This window comes from Roseococcus sp. SDR (genome assembly GCF_019083995.1).
GTDB lineage: Bacteria > Pseudomonadota > Alphaproteobacteria > Acetobacterales > Acetobacteraceae > Roseococcus.
In genome coordinates this window covers 119,629-129,012 of the sequence record NZ_JAHRCU010000003.1, presented here as the reverse complement: position 1 = coordinate 129,012, position 9,384 = coordinate 119,629, and the positions used below count along the sequence as shown (strand labels likewise).

Below are 9,384 nucleotides of genomic sequence, written 5' to 3'. Positions count from 1 at the left end.
CTTTGGGCTCAGTCGCCCCAGAAATCCTCGGCGCCGTCGAACAGGCGCTCCTCGGCCGCACGGGGCGGAGCGGCCTGCACCTGGCTGGCGCGGCGCTCGGTTTCGAGCGCCTGCGCCTCCACGGCCGCCTGCGCCTGCGCTTTCAAATCCGGCGCCCAGAGCGCAGCCAGATCCGCCTGCGCGGCCTCGGGCGGGCCCAGGCGCTCGCGCTCCAGCGCGGCCCATTCCGCGTCGCTGAATCCAACAGTCGCGTGGCGCGCCAGCGCGCGGCAGTAGACCGCAAGGTCCCACTGCTCGTTGCGCGCCCTGATCTTGACCCACATGCGGGATTCGAAGCCGCCGCGCGTTTCCGTCACCTTGCAGGCCTCGGCCGTCAGCTGCTCGAAGAAGTCGATGGCCAGCGCCTGCGGAAAGCGCATCGCTCCCTTCGGCCAGGTGCCGCTGGCATCCGGACCCATCTCGGTCAGGCGCAGCGCGCTGGCGACTTCCGTCTTCAGATCCCAGGTGCCGACGGGCCAGAGCTGCACCATGCCGATCTTCCGGCCCTGGTAGTCCACATCTTGCGGCGAGGACTTGCCCACGGGCGGCTCACCCCATTTCGGCCGGCCATCCAGCGCCATGACGCGCGGCGAGGCGCGGTGCGCGTGGCGGCGGGCGTAGGCATAGACGCGCTGGGGCAGGTAGCTTGAATCAACCCCCACCGCTTCCGGCGCCCATTCGCGCCCCCAGGCGTCGCGCCACTTGCGGCCGATCACCTCATCCATATCCAGCCACACCGGATCGAGGTTCGGATCGCCATCGAGGATGCCGCCATCAATCCACCACTGGCCGAAGTGCCGGTCGAAGGCATAGACGCCCCATTCCAGGCGGTCGCCCTGGACGTCCACCGCCAGCGTCAGGAACAGGCAGCCTGGCGGGATGCGCTTGGCCGACCAGGCCTCACGCCGCCGCCAGAGGGTTTCGTGCGCCGGCACGTCATAGCGGGGCTCATGCGCCTCGCCCTTCACCTGCTGGGTGAAGACCTTGTCCTTCACCGGATCATCGGCCGACTTCTCGCGCTGGTCCGCGATCCAGGACCAGGGCACGAAGGGCGAGTAGAGCGCGTTGATGCGGTAGCTCGGGTGGATCTCGGCCAGCTCGGGCCGCTCATGCACCCAGACGCCGTTGGCCAGCATGTCGGCCTTGGCGCGATGGTTGATGCCGGCGCCGCACCCGGCGCAGTGGTACTCGGCCTTCGCGGGCTCGCCCGTCGGCCAGCGGAGATTGTCGAAGATCAGCGGCTGCCGGTGGTCACAGTGCGGGCAGGCCACATGGAACAGCGCGCGCGAGCCCTCCTCGTAGCGCGCCGTGATCCGACAGGAGCCTTTGGTGCCGGGCGTGCTGACGGCGATGATCTTCTCGCGCCCGGTGAAGGCCATGGTCCGCGCTTCGGCCATCGCCACCGGGTCCCCGCGGCCGTCCACGTCGAACGGGAATTCCGCGATCTCATCCAGCATGACCACGGGCACCGAGCGCATCTGCAACCCCTTGGAGGAGTTGGCGCCCGTCAGCTCGATCTGGCCGCCCGGGAATTTCTTGACGCGCGTGGTGCTGCCCGTTTCGTCCCGGCTGGTGAGCGGCTTTACCCTGGCCTTCACGGCGGGGGTGTTGCTCAGCAGCGGCTCCAGCTTCTCCCGGTTGAAGGCGCCCGCCTCATCCAGCGACGGCACGACGAACAGGACCTTGCACGGCGTCTCGTCAATGATCTGGCCGAGCACATTCAGCTCGACATTCGTCTTTCCTACCTGGGCCGAGGCCAGCAGTGTGACCCGCCGCGATGGGTGGGTGACCCCGCAGGCCTCCATGACCTCGCGCAGATACGGCGTGCGGCTGGTGCGCCACGGCCCAGGATGCGGGCCTTCTTCGGAACCCAGAACGCGCTTCGCATCCGCCCATTCCGCCGGGGTGCGCTCAGGCGGCGGCTTGAGCCCCCGCGCTGCCGCCAGGCGCACCAGCCGGCGCGCGCTCGTCAGACCGTCCAGCGGCATCGTCTTCGTCGCGCTCCAGGGTCTCAGCGATCTCGCGCAGGGCCGTGTTGAACAGGCGGCGGAGGCGGGCCTCCATGACGGCGGGCTCAGTCACCTCCAGCAGGCTATCCGCCCAGGCGCGCGGGGCGGCCATGAACTTGTCCCGCACGGTGCGCCAGACGTCCTCCTCTGCCGCGGCGGTCTCGGCGGCGGAGACCAGCTCTGCCTTGCGGGCTTTGAGCTCGATCTCGGCGCGCTCCGCATCGGCGGCGAGCTTTCGCGTGCGCTCGACGGAGAGCTGGGGGCCGCTCAGGACCTTCGTCACCTCGCTCGGCCGGGCGGCTCCAGTGGTCTGCAGCGCCGGGTCGAGATCGGTCTGACGGAGAGCCTGGTACTCCTCGAGGTCAACCTTTCCGTCTTCGCCAACGAGGCCGCGCGCCCGCGCTTGGCGCGAGACGGTGGATTTATGAACGCCGACGCGGGAGGCGATCTCCGTGATGGTCAGGCGTGGCATGCCGGCCCCCGTTGCGGGTTGTGCAACTGGCGTTGCGGGTTGCACCCTCTGCCGCAACCCCCACTACCAAGCTCTCGCGTGCTTGTTGCCCGCATACAGGTGAAATGGGGAAGGACCCATCGATAGGGGCAGGGCCAGGCCCCTCAAACGCAAAGCGCCCGGGGGAGTTTCCTCCACCGGGCGCACCGATCGCTGCCCCGTTTTGTCAACATCACCGTCGCACGTCAAGCACGAAGTTACCGGCCGAGGTAACGCTTCGTCCCTGACGGCGTGAAGTAGTAGCGACCACCCCTTGGCCCCACGCAGGGATTCGCCGCGGTGCAGTTTCCGCCCAGTTCCGGCGGCGCCACCGGCACCGAGCGCGCAGCCGGAGCGGTGCGCTGCCGGGCGTAGCAATTCAGGCGCGCGGCCGGGTCGGAGATGCCCGAGCACGCCTGCGCCCACGCCGGTGCCGGGGCCAGCAGCATGCCCACCAGGATGATGACCTGCCACATGCCTCCAGCCTGCCCGATGCGCGCGCCCATCATCCAGCAAGATCACAGCCAGGGCGTGGCCGGCGCCGCCGGGCGCAGGGGAAACCAGCGCGTCAGCTTCCGCTCCACCTGCAACGCCAGGGCCAGCAGCATCAGCGCCGAGTGCCAAGCCGTATATTCCGCCTGCGCGGCCAGGATCAGCGCAGCCGAGGGCGCGTACTCGACCGGGCAAGTGCCATAGCGCTTGCCCTTGTCGCTCCACTCCACCAGCACGCGCCCATCCCGATGCATGCGCGGCACCGGCCGCGGCACTTCCCGCACCATCGCATCTGGCCGCTCCGCCCGCGCCGCGTTCTGGATGACCAGGCGCCAGTGCGGCAGCCCCTGAACGCGACCCGTCAGCTGCATCACGGCCCGATGCACCAGCTCGGCATCCTCGTGCAGCCCGCCAGCCGAGCGCCCACCGCCATCCACACGCCAGCCGAGCAACGCATTGCGCGCTACTGCCAGCACGCCGCAGGCTGAGCTGCGTTGCCGCACCAACCCATCCGCCTCGCCTTCCTGGTCGAAAAGCCCGATGCCGCGCTCGATCACCACATCCGCCCGCTGGTCCCGATAGGTCCAGACCAGCAGATCCTCGATGTCGATGGGCTGGCGCTGCAACGCCGAAGCCCGGGCCGATTGTGCCACCACCATGTCCATCAAACCCCTCCTGATTGCCTGACCACCGCAACGTCCCTCGCGTCCCTTCCTTGTCCCTCCCCAACCCATTCAAAACAAAGGAAAGGGACAGAAGGGACGTGAGGGACGCACCATTTGCGCAATACGCGCGCCCGCACACACATGTGAGGAAGCGCCCGTCCCTCGCGTCCCTTCGTCCCTTCCTTGCGAAATCAAGGGCTTCGGAAGGGACGCTCACTCACCCGGATCGTCCCTTCCGTCCCTCCAATCGGTCGCGACGGGCAGGAAAACGCCAGGAACCCAGACGCAGCGATGCTTCTCGCCCCTTGCGAGGGTCACAGGGAGCGGCGGTCTCACCGCCTCCGCCTCGCCCTGCCGCAATCGGGAAAGCTCCTCGCCCCACTTCCCACCCTCCCAGCGCGTGTCCTTGAAGATGGCCGCGAGGCGCGGGTGCTTGTTCATCACGTAAAGGCCAGGCGGCCCGCTTCCGCTCAGCGGATAGGGCCCGACGCGCAGCCCGTGGTCGAACAGGTCGCGCCGCGCCTGTTCCGGCACTCCCTCGCTCCGCATGGCCTCAATGATCATGCTGCGCACGGTGGGCCGGTCCCCCTTGCGGTAGCTCTCGAGGCCCGAATGCAGCAGGTGATGCCAACATGTCCGCGGCGCGCCATCCAGCTCGCGCTCCTCATCGCCCGGCATCGCCCAGGCCAGGTCATCCAGCTCATCGGCATGCGAGGGAAAGGGATCGTCATGCAGCACGACCCAGCGCGCGGCGAGGATGGTGCCGATCTGGTCCGCCACGCGCTGGCTCCCGCCGTCGCGCGCCATGATCTGCTCCCGCGCCGCCTGGAAGGCGGCCGGGAAGCGCGGCAGCGCCTGCATCACCCGCCCCAGCAGCGCCGGCCCCAGCGCCTCGATGTCCGCGACCTCCGCCTCAGTGGGCGCCCGCGCCTCGCGATCCAGCGAAAGCAGCCCGATGGATGTGATGCGCGACGCATCGGCCGGCAGCAGATTGGGCGAGAGCGTCCCGCACATCAGGAAGCTCGCCACCGCCTGGAAGGCCTGCGATTGCCCGCCCGCGCCGCCGCGCACGGCCGTCGCCCCCTTGCCGCCCGAGGTGCGGCGGATAAAGCCGATGACGCGCTGCAGCTTCTCCGCCGCGAGATGATCATCCGGGTCCGCCTCATCCAGCATCACACCGCAGGCCGAGCCGGTGATGAGCTGCCGGATGCCCGCCTCGGTGTAGTCGTCTATCAGCGTGGAAAGCGGGCTTGCCGCGCGCAGCACGAAAAAAAGCGTGCTCTTGCCCGAGCCGGGCTCAGCGACGATGAAGCCATGCGGCCGCCACGGGATGGCGGCACCCATCTGCGCCGCCGCCCAGAGGCCGAAGACCACCTCCGCGCCCATTCGGTCCCGCCAGTTCCAGCGGCGCAGCATCTCCTGCAGTCGGGCAAGCTGCCCCGGCGTCGCCGCACGATCCGGGCATGGCACGGGCGGCAGCGCGGGCCAGAGCGCGTCATCCTCGCGAAAGCCCGGATCACGCCAGACGTCGTCCTCGCCCGGCTTGCGCCGCCCCCAGAGGATGCGGTTGCCCACATGCAGCACCACCCGCGGGCCGACGCGCCAGACGCCGATGCCCCGCCGCGGCATATCCTTGTTGAACAGGCCAAGCGCGCCGGAGCGCCGGATGATCCAGTAATTCACCCGCCGCACCGCGAACTGGTCCGGGATGATCTCGCCTTCCTTGTCCCGCGCCGGAAACTCCCGCGCCAGCCATTCGCAGCCCTTGGCGCCGAAGAGCGCCGCGATCTCGCCCGACTGGCCGATCTTGCGCGCCGTCAGCTCGCGGATCTGGCCCAGATAGTCGAAGAACCAGAAGCAATCGCCGAGCTGGCCGAGGAAGCCCACGGTGCAGCCATCCTCCTCCCGCTCCGGCGGCGGCTCATCAGGCGGCGGCGGGGGCGGGGGGCCGTCGAAGCCCGTGGGGAACTTCACCACGGCGCTCATGCCTTGGTCCCGGCGCGGGCGGCCAGCATGGCGTCGGCCAAGTGGTAGGCGTCCTGCGCGGCATGGGCAAATACCAAACGCCCCATCGCGCGGGCGCGGCACGGCTCACCTGCCGGGCTCTCGGAATCGGTGCAGAGGCCGCCCACGATGCCGATCAAGGCCTGACCAGCAAACCAATCACGCAGGGTCATGCCACCGCTGGGGTAAATGAGCTTGCGATCCGCATTGAAATGCTCACCTGCGGGAAATGCCGGACCACCATCCTGCTTCTCACTCACGCGCGTTCCCCTTCTTCTCGTTGCACCAGATCGGCCAGCACGTCCGCGTAATCCCCCCACGGCTCGCTCGGCAGGCAGATCTCTGCCGGCACGCCCTGGCGGCGCAGCTCGGCATGCAGCACGCGCGCCGCGCGTAGCCCGGTCCCCTCCGGCTTGCCCTTGGGATCGTCCCGATCGGCGAAGATCGTCGCGCGCTGCACATCGAAGGGCGGCGCCTGCCGCTGCAGCTCGGTCGCCGAAATGCAGGCCCAGCACGGCACGCCCGTGAGCCGCCAGGCGGCCAGCGCCGTCTCGATCCCCTCCGCGAAGCCCAGATGCGCAACCGGCGGCGAGAGGCGGATGGCGCAGCCATCGATCGGCCCCAGCGCCAGCTTTGCGTTGAGCGCGTGCCCATGCCTGTCCTGGCCCGAAAGCTTCTCCCCCTCGGGCGTCAGATAGGTCCGATGGATGGCGCGCATCTGCCCGTCCGGCCCATCCACACGCGCCAGCAGGACGGGGTGCAGCAGCTCCGTCGCCGGATGCTTCAGATGGGCGGAGCGCAGCACCTGGTCCGCCCCCTCGGGCAGCGGCCAGAGATGCCGGCGCGTCAGATAGGCCCGGGCGATGCCATCTAGCGGGCCGGCGGCCTTCCAGATGCGCGCCGCGGCCGCCATGAACCAGGCGCGCCGCTCCTCGGCCTCGATCTCCCGCTGGGTGGGCTCGCGCGGCGGCGGTGGGGCAAGGTTCACCGGCACGGGCCGCGGCGCGTGGCGCGGGCGGTCCGGCAGATCAATCCCCGCCTCGGCCGCCACACGCTCCACGGCGACCGGGAAGCTCACCCCCTCCGTCCGCATGAACCAGCCAAAGACATCGCCGCCGGCGCCGCACCCGAAGCACTTGAAGGTGCCGCGCTGGTCACTGACGGTGAACGAGGCCGAGCGCTCGTTGTGGAAGGGGCAGAGGCCGGAGAGTTGCTTCCCCACCCGCTTCAGCGGCACCCGCCGCGCCACGACGGTCGAGATGGGCAACGCCGCGCGCAGCCGGTCCATCAGGGCCTCCGGCAGGCGATTCATGCCCGCACCCGCGGAATGCGCCGGTCCTTGCGCAGCGCCTCCGCGAGGGCGGCGACGCGCGCTTCGGAGAGGCGGGTGTAATCCGCCGTGTAGCTCACCGAATGCTGACCCAGCAGCATGTCCTGCGCCAACTCGCGCTGGGCGGCGGGCGAAAGCGCGGGCGGCGGGGAGGGGAGCGCCGCGCTCATCCATTCACCCTTCGCACTTCCGCGAACTTAACGACGCGCTTCAGCCCAAGCGCATTCAGCACGGCCGGCCCCGGCTCGCGCTTCGCGTTCAGCACCTCGGAGACATAGGCGGCCGACATGCCATGCCGCTCCGCCCAGGCGCCCTGCCCACCCGCCGCCTCACAGGCCGCGCGCAGGCGCTTGAACACATCCATGCCGTCGAGCAGCGGCGCGCTCATTCGCGCCGCCCCGAAAATGCGCAGGGCCGCCCGGCACGGCCCGCAGGTGCTTGAAGCGAGGAAACGCCAAGCCCGGAGGGAGACCGCCCCTCCGCGCGCTCACCGCCAGGGCCAGGCGCATCAGCGCCACCGGGGGCCCGGGCGGAAGGGGAATTCACAGGACGCCGCAGCTGGACCAGCAGGCGGTCGAGGCCGGCGAACAAGGCCACCAGCATGAGGCCGCCGAGCAGCAGGCCCGCATCCTTGAGATGCAGCGCCTCCGCCATCACCGCTGCGGCCAAACAGAATCCAAGCCCAGCGAAGACGATCTGCATCCAGCGCGGCGCGAGCGTCAGCAGCGCCAGGGCCAGCACGCAGCTGCCGGCGAAGATCAGCGATTGCAGGGCGCCCACCAGCGTCACCGCCGCGCCGCCCGCAGATGCGCCAGCGCGGCCGTGCCCACGCGCACCACATCGGCCAACTCTCGCTCGAGCTTCTCAGCCTCGGAGGGGTCAACCTTGCCGTCATTCGCGATCGCGTGGCCATAAGCGGAGAAAACGTGGCTGGCCTCGTCCGCCAGGCGCGCGATATGCCGCGCCAGCAGGCCATCCCCCTCGCTGGGCACGGGCAGCAGGATGCACCCCGCCCGTCGCGCGAGGTCCGCCGTCACCAGCGGTTCACCCAACACGGCCTCCAGATCCGCCACCACATCCACAGGCACGAACTGGTCGCATTTCATGTCGTAGTAGTTGGCCAGCTGCGAATGCTTGACCCGCACGCACTTCTCCGCGGCGTAAAGGCCTCCACACCCCTCGACCAACGCCCGCGTGAGCGCCTTCAGGCTGCGATGACGATCAGGAAAGTCACGGTACGGGCTCATCGCGCCTCACTCCGCTTGCGGGTGGAACGTTTCCGGCTGACGGATCGCGGCTGACGCGGAACGATGGGCGCATGGAGACCACCCCGCCCCGCTCGCTGCGCTGCGACATGCGCCACGACGCGCGCCACCAGCTCGGCGAGGGAGACCGGGCCGCCCATGTCAGGCAGCCTCGCGCGATGTTGTGGATTTCACGCCGCCGCACTGGCACCATGCGTGGGCATAAGAGGAGCCGCGCATATGCCGCTGGAGGTCGCGCTGGTTGGCGCGCTGATTGGAATGATCGCCTTCGCGGTGTTCGTCGTGCGCCAGACGATCTCCCGCGAGCCCGAGCGACCGCCGGTCGAAGAGCCGCCGCCGCGCCGGAACCCGCCGGCAGCGCCAGCGATCGCGCCACGGCCTCTGACCGCGATCGAGGCAGCACAGGTCGGCTTGCGGGGGCAGGCCGCGCCCAGTCCGGAAAGCGAATTCACCAAGCTGGAGCGCCTGCTGCTCGACCCCAACACGAACTGGGCCGAGGTCGAAGCCGAGGCCGCCAAGCAGAAGCGCGCGACGTCGGATTTCTTCGACCTTCGGCGCGAAGCCCCGATCCGCATCAGGTACATCGCAGCCGACGGCGAGTTGACCGAGCGCGACGTCGACGTGCGCAGCTTCAAGGTGGAAGAGGGGCCAGACGGGCCGCCCGTCGCCTTTCGGGGCCGCTGCCACGTGCGCGAGGCCAACCGGTCGTTCCTCATTCGGCGCGTCCAGCATGCGTTCGACCTGACGGACGGAACCGAGATCCTCGACGTCGAGGCATGGCTGCGCGCTCAACCATCGAGGCGCCGCCCCCGCGACCTGGATCTCTAAGGGCCGCATCACGCGGCCACCTTCTCGGCGGGCAGAACTTCGGCCAGCACGGCCTCGACGCGCGCCCATGTAGCCGCGCGGGGCTTGTCGCCCTCCCGCTTCCATCGGTGCCAGGTGGCGCGGTCAATGCCCGCGCGGCGGCACACCTCCGAGACGGAAACGCCAGCCGATTGCAGCTTGGCCTCAACCGCGGCGATTTGATCTTCCTGGCTCATGCAATAAGCATATGCCTAGATCAATCTTAAGCGCAAGAGCTTTGGGC

General features: G+C 69.6%; 13 protein-coding genes. 1 reads left to right on the top strand and 12 read right to left on the bottom strand.

Features of this window, described 5'->3' with window-relative positions:
* Nucleotides 1-8: 8 nt before the first annotated feature.
* From KTR66_RS04630 to KTR66_RS04580, 11 genes are all read right to left on the bottom strand, one after another.
* Complete coding sequence (locus KTR66_RS04630) at nt 9-2,027, bottom strand: phage terminase large subunit family protein (RefSeq protein ID WP_213610928.1); 2,019 nt, start codon at nt 2,025-2,027, stop codon at nt 9-11.
* A complete protein-coding gene (locus KTR66_RS04625; RefSeq protein WP_213610926.1) occupies nt 1,951-2,520 on the bottom strand; it encodes a hypothetical protein in 570 nt (189 codons plus the stop codon). Before KTR66_RS04625 ends, KTR66_RS04630 begins: the two co-directional genes overlap by 77 nt.
* A 236-nt stretch (nt 2,521-2,756) precedes the next feature.
* The gene (locus KTR66_RS04620) at nt 2,757-3,014 is read right to left on the bottom strand and encodes a hypothetical protein (protein WP_213610917.1); all 258 of its coding nucleotides are present in this window, start codon (nt 3,012-3,014) and stop codon (nt 2,757-2,759) included.
* Nucleotides 3,015-3,056: 42 nt separating this feature from the next.
* The gene (locus KTR66_RS04615) at nt 3,057-3,695 is read right to left on the bottom strand and encodes a hypothetical protein (protein WP_213610915.1); all 639 of its coding nucleotides are present in this window, start codon (nt 3,693-3,695) and stop codon (nt 3,057-3,059) included.
* Between the two features lie 213 nt (nt 3,696-3,908).
* The gene (locus tag KTR66_RS04610) at nt 3,909-5,681 is read right to left on the bottom strand and encodes a hypothetical protein (protein ID WP_213610913.1); all 1,773 of its coding nucleotides are present in this window, start codon (nt 5,679-5,681) and stop codon (nt 3,909-3,911) included.
* Nucleotides 5,678-5,959 carry a hypothetical protein gene (locus tag KTR66_RS04605; RefSeq protein WP_213610911.1) on the bottom strand — a complete coding sequence of 94 codons (282 nt, stop codon included), beginning with the start codon at nt 5,957-5,959 and terminating at the stop codon, nt 5,678-5,680. Before KTR66_RS04605 ends, KTR66_RS04610 begins: the two co-directional genes overlap by 4 nt.
* Nucleotides 5,956-7,011: a CHC2 zinc finger domain-containing protein gene (locus KTR66_RS04600; RefSeq protein ID WP_213610909.1), complete on the bottom strand. Its 1,056-nt coding sequence runs from the start codon at nt 7,009-7,011 to the stop codon at nt 5,956-5,958. Before KTR66_RS04600 ends, KTR66_RS04605 begins: the two co-directional genes overlap by 4 nt.
* Nucleotides 7,008-7,199 (bottom strand): hypothetical protein, encoded by a 192-nt coding sequence (locus KTR66_RS04595; RefSeq protein WP_213610907.1) that lies wholly within the window; start codon nt 7,197-7,199, stop codon nt 7,008-7,010. The genes KTR66_RS04600 and KTR66_RS04595 overlap by 4 nt, the downstream gene beginning before the upstream one ends.
* Complete coding sequence (locus KTR66_RS04590) at nt 7,196-7,417, bottom strand: helix-turn-helix transcriptional regulator (RefSeq protein WP_213610905.1); 222 nt, start codon at nt 7,415-7,417, stop codon at nt 7,196-7,198. The genes KTR66_RS04595 and KTR66_RS04590 overlap by 4 nt, the downstream gene beginning before the upstream one ends.
* Entirely contained in the window at nt 7,414-7,818 is a 405-nt protein-coding gene (locus tag KTR66_RS04585; RefSeq protein WP_213610903.1) for a hypothetical protein, read from the bottom strand. The genes KTR66_RS04590 and KTR66_RS04585 overlap by 4 nt, the downstream gene beginning before the upstream one ends.
* Nucleotides 7,815-8,174 (bottom strand): phage regulatory CII family protein, encoded by a 360-nt coding sequence (locus KTR66_RS04580; RefSeq protein WP_213610901.1) that lies wholly within the window; start codon nt 8,172-8,174, stop codon nt 7,815-7,817. The genes KTR66_RS04585 and KTR66_RS04580 overlap by 4 nt, the downstream gene beginning before the upstream one ends.
* A 339-nt stretch (nt 8,175-8,513) precedes the next feature.
* Here KTR66_RS04580 and KTR66_RS04575 point away from each other — a divergent pair, with 339 nt between their 5' ends.
* Nucleotides 8,514-9,122, top strand: coding sequence for a hypothetical protein (locus KTR66_RS04575; protein ID WP_213610899.1), 609 nt, complete (start codon nt 8,514-8,516; stop codon nt 9,120-9,122).
* Nucleotides 9,123-9,130: 8 nt separating this feature from the next.
* On the opposite strand, the gene KTR66_RS04570 is transcribed toward KTR66_RS04575, so the two are convergent.
* A complete protein-coding gene (locus KTR66_RS04570) occupies nt 9,131-9,337 on the bottom strand; it encodes a transposase (RefSeq protein WP_213610897.1) in 207 nt (68 codons plus the stop codon).
* Nucleotides 9,338-9,384: the final 47 nt, after the last annotated feature.